We start from the raw sequence: 14,578 nt of genomic DNA on the forward strand, positions 1-14,578 counted from the left end.
AGTTGGCTGGTTTTTCTGTCTGCTTCTTTGCCACTCGATGGGAGGGGCTGGCACCTTACTGGCACACGTATTTCTTTCAAATTCCTTCATTGAGCGAAATGAGATAGCTCACTTTCTCAACCAGTTAAATTAATGACTGTAAAATCCGTTGACTAGCGGCACACGCCTGTGTGTAAAATGTATTAAACAGTATATTTGAAGCGCAATATGAAAGCTTGTTCACCGGTTTCTGAATTCGGGCCCATTAATGACCTGCCGGGACGCTACGATGTGGCGGATGCCCGGGCGGCTATGCTGCCCATTGATTACTTCTTCCTGTGGTTGGGACAGTCGCTGATCACCCAGCAGTCTCTGCGAGAAGTGCCGTCAGATGCCTGCTGTGACAGTTGCTGCCGTCCGGCCTCAGCCTGGCCGTTCGGGCCGTATGCCTATCTGGGGGACGGCTATTCGAAATCCTCCGTGTATTGCATGTCCTGCTCGTCGTTGATCACCGGTCGTGGCGATCGTAACGGCTGGTTTAACAAGGCCGGCACCCGTAGTTGGGACCTCACCAATATGGACAAGGCCACTCTGGTGGTGTCCGCATCTGGGCATCAGTTGTTCGCCAGCGCCAATGTCGTGGGCAAGCTGGATCTGGTGCAACGACCTGTGCTGGTGAACTACAAAGCGGCCACCTTCAAAGAGCGCATCCGTTGGATTTCTGAGAACTGCGGCGATGAGCCGTACCTGGTGATGACCTTTTCGGTACGCAAGGACATTGCGCTGAACCTCAAAGTGTCGGAAGGGGATGAGTTGTACTGGACTGATGCGGTGGATATGAAGCGTTTCCATTTGCCCTCTGTTAAGCGCTTCTTCGAGCTTAAGTTGGACCAGCCTGACCTGCCTTGGACCGAGATCGAAGCCCAGTTAAAGCGTTTTTACCGTGGCCGGATTGCGCCTGGCGATTTGGAGTTTGGCCGGTGGCTAAGAGAGCTGAGCTGTGAATCATTAACTGCGTGGATGCAGGGGTTGCCGTCCGATCCCTGGTTGCGCCTGGACACAATCCTATTGGTGAGTGAGTAGATGAACTGTTACGAAGGCATTATGACGCTCGATGGCGATCTATCCGCCGGCGGCGAGAAAGAGCATTACCTCGGGAAGTTGCACCGGTTTATGTGCAAAAAACTGGGTAAGGGCCATGTAGGGGATCAGCGCCAGTATCTGTACTACCGATGGCCCGGCCAGGACTACGTGTTTGTCCGCAGCGCAGTCGCGATGCCTGAGATGGGGATCGTCGATGAGGTTTCGGTAGAGATGTCTGAGGGCCAGGAGTTGTTTGTGAAGGTGCCCGTACGCGCCATTCGGCGAAGCGGAGAGCGCCGCAAAGTGCTTGTGGTGCCGGAATCAGAGATGGAAATCCATGGCACAGAATTACTGGAGCGTAACGGCTTTGCGGTTCTGCTATGCGCGACCAGTAAAGATCTCTGTGGTGTCTTAGATCGAGAATCGAGAAAAGAGGCGTTTAATTACTACGAGCTGTCAGCGCGAGTTCGGGTGGTTGACGCTGAGAAGGCGGCACACGCCTATTGCTCGGGGTTAGGCCGGGGTAAGGCCTTCGGCATGGGGCTAATGCTATGTCAGCCAGTGTAATGACCTTCCGTGAGGAGTTGGGCCAGATCTTCGGGCCCGGTGGCTGGTTGGAGACCGAGTACGGCTTTAGCTCGAACGCTCACCAGATGGCCTATGCCAAGGCGGTACTGTCGGCACTGGATTCTGGCGATGCTGAAAAACCCCTGAACATGCTGGAGGCAGAAACCGGAACCGGTAAAACGCTGGCCTACCTGTTCGCTATGGCACTGGTGGCGTCCTCTGGTAAGCGTGGGGTGATCTCCACCTACACCTTGTCGTTGCAGGAGCAGATCCTGTATCAGGAATGGCCGAAGGTTGAGCGTTACCTCAATCAAACGGGTCGCGCTGTCAGCATTGGCCGACTGATCTCCCGATTGAACTACGTCTCACCGGCTCGGGTGGCGGATGCCCTGGAGGACCTGTTTGGCAGTATTGCTGCTGCCGACGCGCCATACCATGAACTGCTGGACTGGGCGGCGTCCTCCGCGGCGGGTGCCGGCACTGGCTTGATCAGCGAATACGTGGATAAGTACGGCAATCTGCCGGACGGGATCAGTAACGACAGCATCTGCGTGCCTCAGCACCGCGAGCCCGATAACGACATGTATGGGCGGGACCGGGCTGACTCTGAATCCCACGACATCTTGCTGATCTCCCATGCAATGCTTCATAGCTCATCCTTCTCGTGGAGCCAGGAGGAACCAGCCAGTCCACTGGCCCGACTCCGTCCGGATCTGATGCTGTTCGATGAGGCCGATCAGTTGGCAACCGTGTGTGAGAGCACGGTAGAGAGTCATATCCGTCCCGCGACCATGCGGGCTAAACTGCGCCGCATTACGAGACAGATGCCACACCTGGGCGTCCAGTCGGATCTGATCCAAAGCCAAATCGAGACGATTGAGACCATTCTCAACGGCCGATATCAGGGCGAGGGTTCCCGTGCGGTGTTGCTGGAGATGAGCCCTGATGAGCAGTTATTCAAGCCATTGGCAGAGCATACCCTGCAGGTCTCTACGCTGCTGAAGCGCATTGGCAAGAGCCGTAAAGCAGACAGGGTCAGTGAAGAGGTGATGGCGCTGAACCAATATGCGTCGATGCTGCGAGATTTCGGTGAGCAGAGCACCATGCGGGCAACTGGGATCTGCTGGTCACCAGTGCGCCATCGACCCTCCCTGTTTACCCATGAACCGTCCCGTGCGGCATCATTAAGCCGCGTGATTCGGTCCTACACGAAGCGGCAGGCGACCCCACCCCGGGTGGTGTTGACCTCAGCGACCTTGTCCGACGTGCTGCGCCCTGTAAAAGGGTCGGCCACTGCCAAGGACTTTCAGTCATTGCTCGCCAGGCTCTGGCTTCGCACCGATGAAGTGGGCCAGGCCGCCCGGTTTTCACCGCTGAAGTTCGGATCGGTAAACGGAATTTTTCTGCCCGACATGAATGCCCCCAGGCCCTTTTTGAAAGAGATGGGCGGTGCACTAAATCCCGAATGGCCAGTGCATTGTGCCGAAACAATTCGGCAGCACCAAGAGCATGGGCCGATGTTGGCGTTGACCACCAGTTACGCCGAGCAGGAAGCCATCATGGCCCAGTTTGAGCCAGACGCGCTCCTGGGGCGTCGGGATGAGCCGTTGTCATTGCAGGTGGCGAAGTTTCGTCGGGACGGTGGTGTGCTTATCTCCCCGGCGCTGTGGGAAGGGTACAACCTTCGTCGCGAGGACGGCACTCAGTTGATTGCCACAATTCTGATCACCCGCTTTCCTTTTTCGCCCAGCTCAGACATCGCCGCTTTGGCGCAAAACCGTATAGCCCGGTTGCAGGGGCGGGCGGTATCGACATCCACAGAGTACGCCATAAACGCGGAACGGGGCGCCAAGAAGATGCGGCAGGGGTTTGGCCGGGGTATTCGTCACCCGCTGGACTGCATCCGGTTGGTGATCTGCGATCCGCGCTTCCCGCAAGCCAAAAGCGGCCGTTCTGTTGGCCCATTCAAGGCGTGGTACCGGGTGATCCCCGCGCGGTTTCTTGGTCAGTGGGAGACCGCACAAATTGGTTCGGCAAGTAGTCAGGAACCTGAGCAGCCAGGAGGAACGCCGCTGTGGCAAACCCTATAGAACACACGCCTTTTCGACTGAGAGTGGGTCTGCGCACCGGTATGGCAGCGCTTAAGCACCCATTGCACCTGGATGGGCTGCTGGAATACCTAGCCTATGGCGACACCGGTTGCAGGGACGCAGCTCGGCAATCTGTGGGCCAAATGTTGAGTCATCGCGATGGGATCTATCAATGTTCGGCGCTGGCCTTTGGTGTGACGGGCGAGCAGGGCCTCGGCCCTGCTGAGACCTATCGCGTTCGGGCGCTGCGCCAGGGTGAATTAACCAGTAAGAAGATCAAGCCGACTGGCCGCCGGGGCAAATACGCAAAGGTGCAGGTCGCTGGTGGGGCGGCAAAGCGGATTTTCGAGCCGGTTCGGCTGGTGGAGGCGCCCTTTGTGGTGTTTGACGCCCTGGGTGATGCGACTCGGGTTGTCGACCTGATCGAGGCCTTCTGTTTGTTCCTGGGGCCAGACCGTGAGTTGGGCCTGGGCGAGGTCGGCGAAGTACGAGTTTTGGCCTTGCCCGAGGGTATTGATCGACCGGGTTGGGTTGATGAGCAGGGCAGGTTGGCAAGAACGCTGCCGCGACCGGTGTATGAGCGGCAATTTGGTGGTGTAGGCCAGATCATGGCTGGAGTCAGTGTGCACCAGGGTCGCTTTGCTGCGCCGTACCACGAACAAACAGGCCGGTGTGAGGTTGTCTCGCCGGACCGCTACCGCAAGATTTTCTTTTAATACGTTAGGAGTGCGTAACGATGGAGACAAAATCGTATCTTTGTCATGTGAAGCTGGAGTGTGTTGGTCCCTTAGCACTCACCCGCAAAATCGAGGGTTGGGGCAAAACGGAGGCCGAGCGGGAGATCCAGCGTCTTCCCAGTTTTGGCGGGGGGGACCGTTACTACCCTGGGCCCACATTGGGAGGGCTTCTTCGTAATAAGGCAGTGGACGCCGTGCAGCGCCAAATGGCAGAAGAGGAGTTCGACAAGTTCGCACAGATCGAGGCTGCAGAGGCGCAAATGCTGCGAGAGGGGGTGGACATTACCGGCAAGGTAGCCAAAGAGAATCTCGATGGTGAATTTGACGCTCTGGAGGAGTTACGCGCTGCCAATCCGGTACTGGGTTTGTTTGGTCGCTGGCGGATGGGCAAGCTCATAAGCTTTGGTAACCTGCATCCTTTGGAGAACGGTGCGCACTTTGTTGAGCAGGGTGGTTTTCGCACTGACCGGTTCAAGCTTGAACCTCAAAAGCACAAGACACTGACTCAGACGGGTGTTGCGGATCTAAAAGAGTTGATGATGCAAGACGGTCTCCAGGCGCTGGACAGCAAGGAGGTCAAAGCTGAGATTAAGAAAGTGCAGTCTGAACTGAAGACCGCATCGGCGGCTGAGAAGCCGGCGATGTTCTCCCGCATTAATGAACTGGAGCAGAAACTAAAGGACATGAAAAAGAAGCAGCGCTTTCCGACAGAGTCGATTGCCCGGCCTTTGCCTGGCTATGAAGCCTTCAAGCCAGGTGCGCTGCTGGAGTCGCGGATAAGGCTGTTCCAGGTTACGGACTTGGAGCTGGGGATCTTCCTGGCGGCGTTGCGTGAGTTCTCAGAAACCGCCCAGTTGGGGCCGCGGTTCGGTGGCGGTTGTGGTGAGGTGAAAATGCAGTTGGCCGTTGAGTCTCGCAGCCAGGGTGTCACTCAATCGCTGGGTGACGTGCATGTCGGGTTGTGGGAGTTTGGTATTGACGGCGAGCGTGCCAAGCCACTGCACGATGCCCTCAGCCTCTTCGATAAGAGCTTTGCTAATTGCGCCAAGGACTCTGACATTGACCTGACCCGATACCTGGCTAAACCCTAATGCTGGGAAGAGGCCAGATATTGGGTTTCCAGACTGTTCTTTAACAAGATATTGGTGTCAGGCCCGCCCAGGCGGGGGTGTTTCTGACAGATAGCGACAAGATGTTTTTGGTCCGGCGTCAGGCCCGCCCAGGCGGGGGTGTTTCCCATATAGCTGTGCAAAGCACTGATTCAAGCCTGTCAGGCCCGCCCAGGCGGGGGTGTTTCTGGTTGCCAAGCACAAAGCAGAAAGCGCTTGACGTCAGGCCCGCTCCGGCGGGGGTGTTTCTAACAGAACATCCTTGACTCTGCATGAGGGAGAGTCAGGCCCGCCCAGGCGGGGGTGTTTCCAGCGCCAAGGCGAGTGCGGAAGCGGCCCTCAGGCCCGCCTAGGCGGGTGTGTTTCCAATCTAGTACTGAGTATCTTCTGTTTCACCATGTCTGGCCCGCCCAGGCGGGGGTGTTTCCAGCTCTTGGTAAACCAGTTGCTCGAATTGCTCGTCAGGCCCGCCCAGGCGGGAGTGTTTCCATTCGGATCTCGGAAGAAAAGCCGGTCGGTTGGTCAGGCCCGCCCAGGCGGGGGTGTTTCCGGTCTGTCGACGTACAAGAGCTCCACCAGGTCATCAGGCCCGCCTAGGCGGGGGTGGTTCAAGGTATTTCGCGACGTCCGCCCATTTGAGCTGGTCTGTCTCGCCTCGGCGGGGGTGTTCCCTACTCAATCATCAAGGAGTCGTGATGAAGATAGTCGGGCCCGCCCAGGCGGGGGTGTTTCCTCCAGATGGAGATCGCTCATGACATGCAATTTGTCAGGCTCGCTTAGGCGGGGGTGTTTCCTTGCCCTAAATCGAACTGAAGTAAGCCAAGGGGTCAGGCCCACCTCGGCGGGGGTGTTTCTACCAGCACCGAATCCATTCAGCTTCTTGATTGGTCAGGCCCGCTTCGGCGGGGGTGTCCCTAGCGCTCTTTTGTCTCGTTTTTGAGACTCAGTGTCGTACCTGCATGGGCGGGGTTGGTCCAGATTAGGACAATGGGCAGTTAGGTCTTAGGCAAAGCCTGCATGAGCGGGGGTGTAAGTCGGCCCGGTAACCGGGCCAGGCTTTACGTGCTAGGTGATTGGGCTACACAGCCTTCGGGCTTGTAGGGAGTGAGCAATGACGGCCTTGTCAGCGGCGAAGTGCGCTTTCATGTGACAGGTAGGGCATAGGGCTACGACGTTGGATAGGTGGTCGGGTCCGCCTTCGCTGAGCGGGATGATGTGGTGGGATTCCAGGTAGATGCAATTGTTCTCCATCCGAAATCCTTTGGTGCCACAGCATTCACAAAAGCCCTGGGCCCTCTCTAGCGCAGCTGTCCTAACCTTGGGGTCCCGGTGGTAACCATCGTTACGTGTCCCGCGGGTGATCCGGGCATCGGATACCTCTGTGGCGTCGAACTGATCGACAAAGCGTTGCGTGCCGCGCTTGATGGTGACATCGCCGGTGGAGTCATCGTAGTGGCTAACGAACCAGGACTCCGGGTCAAGAAGGCGTTTGTGGTTGCCGGAGGGCCCATCGATGATGATCGCTCGGCAGCTAAGGTTTTCTTCAAAGGCGCGCTTGAGGAGGGTGTCTCGCTGGGCTGCCCGGGTGGGCCAGTTGGCTGTCGAGTGGATCCAGTCCGCGCGGTAGTTGTTGCTGTAAAAGATGGTGCCGTCCTTGTGGCGAATGTTCTTGTGCCAGACTGTCATGATAATCAGGCCATCCTGTTCCCAGGCCCATCGGTAGCAGTACCTTGGGTTGGCGGCAGGAACGGTTGGGCGCTCGTAATCATTCCAGTCGCTGACATCGTGGCCGGCTTCGGCAACCAGGCTGTAAGCGGTCTGGTACTTTGTGGGTTTCAGTTGCTGCAGCGGGTCCATGGCAGTACGTCCGTGTCAAAGCGTCATGCGTCATGGTTCCATACAGCGGGCGTTGCTGCCAGTGCTGGTGTCTCAATTCACGGGAAAGTTGGGTTGACCCGGTAGCGAGGCGGTGTGCTGTCTAGCCGGTTTTTCTGTGGGCTGTTTAGCGCCGTGGGCGAACTCCATCCAGCATGCCGGTGGGTGCGATCCTTTGTTCAATTGACCTCCCAAGACGGCCATTTTCATAAGACATGCGCCAATGTCTGATTCGTGCACAAAGCTGGTATCCACAAGCTGTGTAGAAGTTCCCCGGTGGCACGGTTCTGTCAGGGAATACCTCGCGGTATTCGGTGTAAAGCTGAATTAGCTCACTGATAGTTCTGGGCCTGCTTTTTAAAATGCCGTAATGGGCGAGGGCGCGCCTGACCTCTGGGGAGAGGAGGTTTTTCCGGTCGCTATAACGCCAGAACGCGAGGTATACGCCCACTGGCCATCCCTCGTCATCTACCGCTTCGTAGCGGATGAAGGGGGTGCTTGCCTGTTGTAGATAGCGGTGAGTTCGCTCTACGTTTTGGAGTTCACGTTGAGTAAAGGCCTCGAAGTTGAAGCCGTAATCAGAGGCTGCCTGGCGGCCGTTGTGGGATAGCTCATTCCTGTGGTGGAGTTGATTGATCAGCCAGCAAGCCATACCGACAGGCGCGCCTTTGTGGATGACGGTGGGGTTGTCCGGGGGGCCGTATTTAGCGATGTAGTCCTTGATTTCAACGCCATACCTTTCGATATCAATCCCTTCCCTGTTCCACTGCATGTCAATGAGATCAAGAAGCCGGCAACGCTCAGATGACAGAGTTCCCTCACTACGCCGGGAGCGTTGCTTGTCGAGCCAATGCGATAAGTCCTTGTTGTACTTGTGCAAGGCGCCAAGCAGTACCAGGTGGCCATGGATTTGATGGAAGTCACGGGCGACCTGATAGTTCCTTTGCCAGATGTCGTCCTCTACCGACCAGCAGAAGTCGATGTTGTGTAGGGCTTTCAACTGCTTTGGGTCAAGTTCGGTGGCGAGACGGTTCTGTCTGTACAGGAGACGCAATTGAGTGCACCACATGCCGAGTGGGTAACCGCGATACTCCTCGTCGTTATCCGGGCGTTTAGATCCACTCTCTTTCTGGAAGTCGCGAAGTAAGCCCAGCATTCGCCAGAAATCCGCTTTCTGCGCCTGTTTTTTGGTGGCGGCGATGAGGTCTTTCACTGGCTGGATAAGGTTTACGGAGCGTATCTGTACTGGCTCTGGGTCGGCCTGCATGCCCAGTTCTGCACGCAGGCTTTCGTGCTCATCTACGGCTTGCTGGATTTTGCCAAGCGGTACCGACTCGCTGAGGTTGTCCAGGTTGTTAACCAGATCAAGTACCAGGGGGGTGGAGTCGGTAGAGCTGCAGCTGAGGCATCGCCCGAGCTGCTGTAGTGCCTTGCTGGGGCTGGATGTGCAGCGGAGCATGATCACCCCGGAAAGGTCGGGCAGGTGGACGCTCTCAGAGAGCATGTCGACAGAGAGAAGCAGGTGCAGGCCGGTATCGGGCTTGGCGTCGAGGAAAGCCCGTCGCTGCTGTCTGCGGGTGGCTGTATCGAGTCCAGAGTGGATTTCCTGGATTTGGCAAAGGGTGCGCGTGCTGGGCTTGAGTTGCGACGCTTTGTGGTACCACATGTGCAATTGCCCCCGCAACTGCACCAGGTGGTCGATGGTTTCGCAGAACACGATGAATTTGCCGGTGAGATTGGGGATATGATCGGCAAAAACCTGCTCAACACCGGCGCTGCGCTGCCAGTCGAGTTTGGCAGAGTGCAGCCGGCCCTTTAGCGTGCGCAGTTCGCGTGCCGTCTCGCTGGGTAGGTCGGGGACTTCGTCGGGATTGGGCAGCTGTTGTTCCAACTGCTCAAGTTGCTTGGCGGTGTCGTCAAAGTCATAGAGCCCGGCAATGATGGTGGGTGCAGGCAGGATCTTTCGGGCGATGGCCTGGTCCAGGGGCAGTAGGTGTACGGGGTGGATCCTAAGTTCGGCCATCATGTTTCGCATGCCGTCCAGGTGCCGGACTGGATCGGCACAGAGGGAAACCACCTTGGCGCTGGGGTTCAGGTTCAGCAGTTGGCTGAGGCCACTCTCGGTCACGGGAGCGCCGGTGTGGGGCAGCTCATCAAGGATAACGAGTTCGTAGGTGTCAGCGAGAAGCCGGTTAAGCTTGGCCTCTTCACGCAGGCGGCAATAGGTCCAGTGGGTGGTATTGGGGTGTCTGCAGCGGGCCTCCTGCTGCACCCGGCCTTCCGTAGAGGGGCACAAAAACAGCACCGGCCCTGTGAACCGTTCACAAAGAGGTTGGATAATGTGGTTCTTGCCGGTGCCAGTAGCGGCCTCCAGGCCAACCCGCTGGTGGTGCACAAGGCCTAATTTAGTCCGTCCAAGGGCGGTGAGATTGTGGGGCAGAAGGTTAAGGGCAGCCGGTACCTGTGTGCTGGCGGGGTTGTAGCCGGACATCATATCTCTAAGCTGCTTGGGGCCTACCAGGGCAAGCTTGAACGATTCAAAGCGTTCTGCAGCGCCTTTGACAAAGCCCCTGAGGGAGACAAGGCGGAAGTGCTTGCAGTGGTGGGTGGGCGCGGCTTCTCGTTCTAAGATTTCGTACTCGGACGCTATCTGCCTCAGGCCGAGTGGTTTGGCGTGCGCCTTGCACTGGACGATGACAGCCACGCGGTCGGGGTGTTCCCTGTCGTAAAGCAGCAGATCGGCGCCGCCATCCGGACCTGGGCTGGTTAGACGTACCAGGTAGCCAAGTCCGCGGTACAGTTCGGCAATGAACCTTTCAGCCACCAGCCCCTTCAAGTGCGGAGCGGGCTGAGCCTCGAGCCAGTGGAAAGCAAGATCGATGCACTTACTGTCAAGGGTGCAGGCGTGGAGGTGCTGGCGGATCTGATCATCAATCAGCTGAAGGTTGGGTGCATCCATGGTGTCGTTGGTCGGGCGTGAGTAGTTCTAACCATAGACACGATGCGAAAAAGGGTAGAGAAAAGGGGCCGTTGGCCCCTTTGGTGCAGAACGCAGTTTACTCTCGGTACCACTGCTTGCGGCGCTTGCTGTTGTGCTTCCACGACGTCATCGTGTCGAGCACGCTGGGGTAGAAGTCCCAGTTACTGTTGGGCAGGCTCTTGTGGTAGCGCCGGCCGCGGATTGCAGTGCGATAAGCTTGCAGTTCTGGCTGGTGTGCCAGGTTCCAGCGCCGTTCCTGAAGCGTCGAGAACCGCTTGTGGCAGTTGGTCCGCAGGTCCGGGTGGATAAGCCGTGGGCCGAACCAGGTGTCAGATATGGCCTGGCGGGCAAACTGTGCCTTCAGGCGTTTGGCCTGGTAGTTGGGTTGGTGTTGTATCACTCGATGTCTCCTCTAACGGTCGTTAGAAAACATCGAGCTCCTGATAGTGCTGCATGGGGGTAGCCTCGTTGGCGCTGTTGGGCACAGTGTAACAGAGCCGTGCCGGATCAGGTGCCTGCGTAGCGCTCGTCATGAGTTTGGCGTCGCACTTCTTCTAGCCAGGAACGAGCGTCCGCCAGCAAGTCCGCTTCAGTCCCGTAGTCCTTGTTCCAAAATTCGCGCTCGCGCTTAATGTACCGGGTTTCAAACACGGCCAGAAAGCCGGTGAGGTACCTGGCGCCGTCTGGAGACTCGATGACTTTCCGGGTGCGGGTGATGCCGTTGGGCAGGCCACTGGGTTTGGTATCCGGGCTGCGTCCCAGTGCGGGTATGTCATCAAGCAGGGATCGTGGACTGTTGTTGCCAGGCTTCATAGGTGTGGCTCAGTTGCATGCTATGAGTGGGCTTGATACCACGATAGATAGCGATGAGGCAACCGGCTAGGCTGGGTGTGTGTTGAGGTCGGCGAAACCGCCCTGTGTTTGGCATCCGCAGTGGCTATGGCCATGTAGTTGTGGCTGGTCAAGGGGGCTGCTTGGTCGTAGCAGGTTGTGATCAAGCGACCTGAGCGGTTTGCAACTCGGCGATGCGGGTGCGTAATGCGGCCGCGGTGATCTGGCGCCGGCGCAGTTGTCCGGCCAGGGTGGTGGTGCAGATCCCGCAAGCTTGTGCTGCCTGGTCATAGGTCCTAAAACCGTATTTGATGAAGTACCTGGCAAGGCCGTCGGTCCCCTGGTCGATGGCCGCTCGCAGTTCTGGCGGGTAGGTGATGCCGCGTTCGTAGAAGTTGATACCCTGCTTGAGCAACTGAGCGCGCACCGCCTTCCACTCTACGCCAAGGTCCTTTAAGGCTTCGGAGGCGGATTGGATGGCGATGCCGTGGTGATCCGCCAGCTCCTTCAGCGAGGCAATCTTGTTGGTTTGGCAGAAAGTCAGAACAGCCTGATTGGTGTCGAGCCCGGCCTGGGCCAAGATGGAGTTGCGTTTCATGGCGACGGTGTTGCTATTGGTGTTGGTTTTCATAGCGACAGATCTCCTGGCAAACTGTGCACAGGCGCGATTGCTGTCCGCTGACGTCGTAATAGCGGCCAGTGTAACCTGAAGCCTGGCATGGGCACCATTTCGGGTTGTGTTGGGCGTACGCGTTAATTTCACTCTGGTTAGGCGTCGTCCTTGTTATGGTCGGTCAAAATCGCACTCGTCGACCAGTGACCTTCGGCATAAGTGATTGTCCCCTTGGCATGCAGGGCCTCCACCAGGGACTCAGGTACTGAGTGCGACTTGGTACGTTGATAGGGCTTGCGCGGGCTCTCCAGGTGCCAGCCGTTGATGCCGCAGCGCAGCGCCCAGCCTTCAGAGAGCTTGTTGACGATCTCCGTTTCGGTCAGCTCATCGGTTTGCTGGGGCTGCGTCATTGGTCCGAAGTCTGGCGCTTGTACAGGTTGATGCCGAGCACGACCAGGCCGGAGAGGGTGATCGCCAGCAGTTGGTCCGGCACAGCGTGGGTGGCCAGGGTGTCAGACTGGACCGCGACGGCGCCGGCCGCGGCAGTGCCCAGGAACAGCACTGAGAAAAACACGGATTGAAGCATGATTACTTCTCCTCTGTTGTTGCCGGGTCCCCGGCGGGGCCTGTGACTGGGCACAGGATGGCGTTCGTTGCCGGTGCCGATACGGCAACAGCCAGGCACCCGATGGGTGTCTGGCGGTCGGTCGCGGCGTAAACACCGGCACTGGACTTGTTACTCGCCCTTGTGCAATTTCAAAAGGCCGGTCATCAGCCGTTCCGTGCGCATGGCGTTGGCCAGTTGGCCAGGCAGTTTCACCACGTCCGCCAGTTGCCGTTCCAGCTCATCGAGATTGTCCGGGTTGGCTTGGACTGCCTGTTCGGCCTTGGTGATCTGTTTGATCGCCTCTGCTAGCTGGTGCTTCATGGAGGCAAGGGTTTCTGAAATCCCTTCCAGGTGGATGTCGCGTTGGTTCATGCGTACTGGACTCCTGTCCTAGTGATGCCATTAAATATACCTCAGTATATTTTAAATGGCAATCCCTAGGGGTCTCTAGGTGGTAAAATTAAAGAAAAAGAGGTTTGCGGGATGCCGGGGATTACTGCGATTGCGCTGCGGGGCGAGCATGGGAAGAACGGGGGGGTTAACACCAAACTGGGGGCACCGACGTTCGTTGCGCCCGATCTGCTGGCGGGCTATCGCAGTGATAATTGGGACCGGGATGTGCGCCAGAGTGTTGAATGTGCAGTCAGGTACGCCACCAGCCCCAACAATCGTGACGATGTGGTTGAGCGGCCCCGGGTCATGACAGCGATGGTCAATATGGCCAAGGTCTACCCGGAGCGACGCCCGGACCAAAGCGAACAACAGTGGCTGCAGTGCATCAGCGACGGTTTCTATGAGTTGAAAGATCTGGCGAAGGTGCTGGGGGTGGGGCAGACCAAGTGCCTGGCCTTCGAGTGGGAGGACCACATCTACAATACCGACAACGACCTGGCTGGGTGCCCGGACATCGAAACCCTGTTCGCCACGCGCAGCGATGAGGAAGCTCTAGGGGAGCTGTATGTGAGCGCCTATGCCGTATTGGACCATCCCGAGGTGGTGAAAGGTTTGCGCGAGGCTGGCTACGATGGCGCGGTGCACGGAGGCAGCGGCGAAAGTGCCTTGCTGTACGAACTGCGGGTGCTTGGTGATGTTGATCGCCAGGTGCAGGTTGTCGTTGACCAGGGTGTTGTTGAGCGTGGCTGGGAAGAGCAGTCAGAGCGCTTCGCAAGTGCGCTGGGTTATCTAGCGAGAGATCTCGCCAGGATGAAGGAGCGGGTCAATAGTCTCGGGGCAGGCGGGCTGGTGGCGCAGTAGCCTAGCAGCCACCAAACTGGTGCATGGCCAGGCGATGCTTTCGGTCTATGTGGACAAAGGGAAGCGCAAACACCAGTGCGACGACAGGACCCAGCAGGGCAGTGATGGGGGCAAACAGATGTAGGCTCCAGGTCAGGATGAAGCTGGCGGTAAAGCAGAACAGCCGGGCTCTGATAGACATGGCGTCCGTCATCCCGGTGTCTTTCATCCACAGGCGCCAGGCAATCCAGCTGGTGCAGGCGGAGATGGCAAGCAGCGAGATAGCAACCGCCGGTGTCAGGCTGAAGGCGATCACGATATTGACCAGAGCGCCCAGGCCGCAAATCGCGGACAGCGCATCAAACACCAGTACGGCGTCGTCGTAGGAGTCCTGTAGCAGTTGTGCTCTTGGGTGGATCATGACGGGTCTTGGTCCTTGTCCGGTTCGTTGTTCATTGTGCTGATACTCTCGAGTTGCTGCAATGCCTGTTGATGCATGCGTCCCTCAAGTATCAAAGAAGCCTGTGTGTTTGCCATGGCCATAGCCATGATCGGCGCGATGATGGCTAGCAGGTGGGAGAAATGCAGCGCGACAGCGAGTGAAGTTAAGGTGAGCAGGAAGGTGCTAAGACCGGCGTAGCGGCGGGCCGCCTTACTGATCCCGTGTGTTCGAAGGCACAGCGCGTCGCTTGCCAGGGTGGAGAGGCCGCAAAGTAACACGAGGAGCGCTGCTGACTGCCATCCGCTGTCGACAATCACTGGGCAGAGCCAGTGCTCCGCCAGCAATAACGTCGAGATGAGGAAGAGCAGGGCGACGCCCACCGGGCCGGTAACGGCTTTAAGGTGCTGGACGTCGTCTACAGTGCTTTGCACC

Annotated in this window: 16 protein-coding genes and 1 CRISPR repeat array; of the genes, 6 read left to right on the forward strand and 10 right to left on the reverse strand. The window is 57.8% G+C overall.

Annotated elements, in window-relative coordinates; genetic code table 11:
• Positions 1–195 precede the first annotated feature (195 nt).
• The 5 genes from BUC04_RS08520 to BUC04_RS08540 all read left to right on the forward strand — a co-directional run bounded on the left by BUC04_RS08520 (position 196) and on the right by BUC04_RS08540 (position 5,547).
• On the forward strand, positions 196–1,062 hold the full coding sequence (locus BUC04_RS08520; RefSeq protein ID WP_143165614.1) for a hypothetical protein: 867 nt from the start codon (positions 196–198) through the stop codon (positions 1,060–1,062).
• A complete protein-coding gene (locus BUC04_RS08525) occupies positions 1,063–1,629 on the forward strand; it encodes a type I-E CRISPR-associated protein Cas6/Cse3/CasE (protein ID WP_067655834.1) in 567 nt (188 codons plus the stop codon).
• Positions 1,614–3,719: a helicase C-terminal domain-containing protein gene (locus BUC04_RS08530; protein WP_082766554.1), complete on the forward strand. Its 2,106-nt coding sequence runs from the start codon at positions 1,614–1,616 to the stop codon at positions 3,717–3,719. Before BUC04_RS08525 ends, BUC04_RS08530 begins: the two co-directional genes overlap by 16 nt.
• A 143-nt stretch (positions 3,720–3,862) precedes the next feature.
• Entirely contained in the window at positions 3,863–4,435 is a 573-nt protein-coding gene (locus BUC04_RS08535) for a hypothetical protein (RefSeq protein WP_143165615.1), read from the forward strand.
• A 20-nt stretch (positions 4,436–4,455) separates the two neighbouring features.
• Complete coding sequence (locus tag BUC04_RS08540) at positions 4,456–5,547, forward strand: hypothetical protein (protein WP_067655825.1); 1,092 nt, start codon at positions 4,456–4,458, stop codon at positions 5,545–5,547.
• Between the two features lie 56 nt (positions 5,548–5,603).
• Positions 5,604–6,114: a CRISPR direct-repeat array (repeat unit 28 nt; unit sequence GTCAGGCCCGCCCAGGCGGGGGTGTTTC).
• Positions 6,115–6,630: 516 nt separating this feature from the next.
• Here BUC04_RS08540 and BUC04_RS08545 read toward each other — a convergent pair.
• The 8 genes from BUC04_RS08545 to BUC04_RS08580 all read right to left on the reverse strand — a co-directional run bounded on the left by BUC04_RS08545 (position 6,631) and on the right by BUC04_RS08580 (position 12,843).
• Entirely contained in the window at positions 6,631–7,422 is a 792-nt protein-coding gene (locus BUC04_RS08545) for an HNH endonuclease (RefSeq protein WP_067655822.1), read from the reverse strand.
• A 145-nt stretch (positions 7,423–7,567) separates the two neighbouring features.
• Entirely contained in the window at positions 7,568–10,399 is a 2,832-nt protein-coding gene (locus tag BUC04_RS08550) for a Helicase associated domain protein (RefSeq protein ID WP_067655818.1), read from the reverse strand.
• Between the two features lie 97 nt (positions 10,400–10,496).
• Positions 10,497–10,820 carry a hypothetical protein gene (locus BUC04_RS08555; RefSeq protein WP_067655815.1) on the reverse strand — a complete coding sequence of 108 codons (324 nt, stop codon included), beginning with the start codon at positions 10,818–10,820 and terminating at the stop codon, positions 10,497–10,499.
• 107 nt (positions 10,821–10,927) lie between these two features.
• The gene (locus BUC04_RS08560; RefSeq protein ID WP_067655812.1) at positions 10,928–11,233 is read right to left on the reverse strand and encodes a hypothetical protein; all 306 of its coding nucleotides are present in this window, start codon (positions 11,231–11,233) and stop codon (positions 10,928–10,930) included.
• 181 nt (positions 11,234–11,414) lie between these two features.
• Positions 11,415–11,882, reverse strand: a complete 468-nt coding sequence (locus tag BUC04_RS08565; protein ID WP_067655809.1) for a hypothetical protein — start codon at positions 11,880–11,882, stop codon at positions 11,415–11,417.
• 137 nt (positions 11,883–12,019) lie between these two features.
• Entirely contained in the window at positions 12,020–12,274 is a 255-nt protein-coding gene (locus tag BUC04_RS08570) for an SH3 domain-containing protein (RefSeq protein WP_067655806.1), read from the reverse strand.
• Positions 12,271–12,450, reverse strand: coding sequence for a hypothetical protein (locus BUC04_RS08575; RefSeq protein ID WP_067655803.1), 180 nt, complete (start codon positions 12,448–12,450; stop codon positions 12,271–12,273). The genes BUC04_RS08570 and BUC04_RS08575 overlap by 4 nt, the downstream gene beginning before the upstream one ends.
• A gap of 150 nt (positions 12,451–12,600) precedes the next feature.
• Complete coding sequence (locus tag BUC04_RS08580) at positions 12,601–12,843, reverse strand: hypothetical protein (RefSeq protein WP_067655800.1); 243 nt, start codon at positions 12,841–12,843, stop codon at positions 12,601–12,603.
• 111 nt (positions 12,844–12,954) lie between these two features.
• Here BUC04_RS08580 and BUC04_RS08585 point away from each other — a divergent pair, with 111 nt between their 5' ends.
• The gene (locus BUC04_RS08585) at positions 12,955–13,725 is read left to right on the forward strand and encodes a hypothetical protein (protein WP_067655797.1); all 771 of its coding nucleotides are present in this window, start codon (positions 12,955–12,957) and stop codon (positions 13,723–13,725) included.
• A 1-nt stretch (position 13,726) separates the two neighbouring features.
• Here the strand turns inward: BUC04_RS08585 and BUC04_RS08590 are convergent, their stop codons facing one another.
• Both BUC04_RS08590 and BUC04_RS08595 read right to left on the reverse strand, forming a co-directional pair.
• Entirely contained in the window at positions 13,727–14,125 is a 399-nt protein-coding gene (locus tag BUC04_RS08590; protein WP_067655794.1) for a hypothetical protein, read from the reverse strand.
• Positions 14,122–14,577 carry a hypothetical protein gene (locus BUC04_RS08595; RefSeq protein WP_067655791.1) on the reverse strand — a complete coding sequence of 152 codons (456 nt, stop codon included), beginning with the start codon at positions 14,575–14,577 and terminating at the stop codon, positions 14,122–14,124. Before BUC04_RS08595 ends, BUC04_RS08590 begins: the two co-directional genes overlap by 4 nt.
• Position 14,578 lies beyond the last annotated feature (1 nt).

Origin of the sequence: Ferrimonas marina (assembly GCF_900129905.1) — a bacterium.
GTDB lineage: Bacteria > Pseudomonadota > Gammaproteobacteria > Enterobacterales > Shewanellaceae > Ferrimonas > Ferrimonas marina.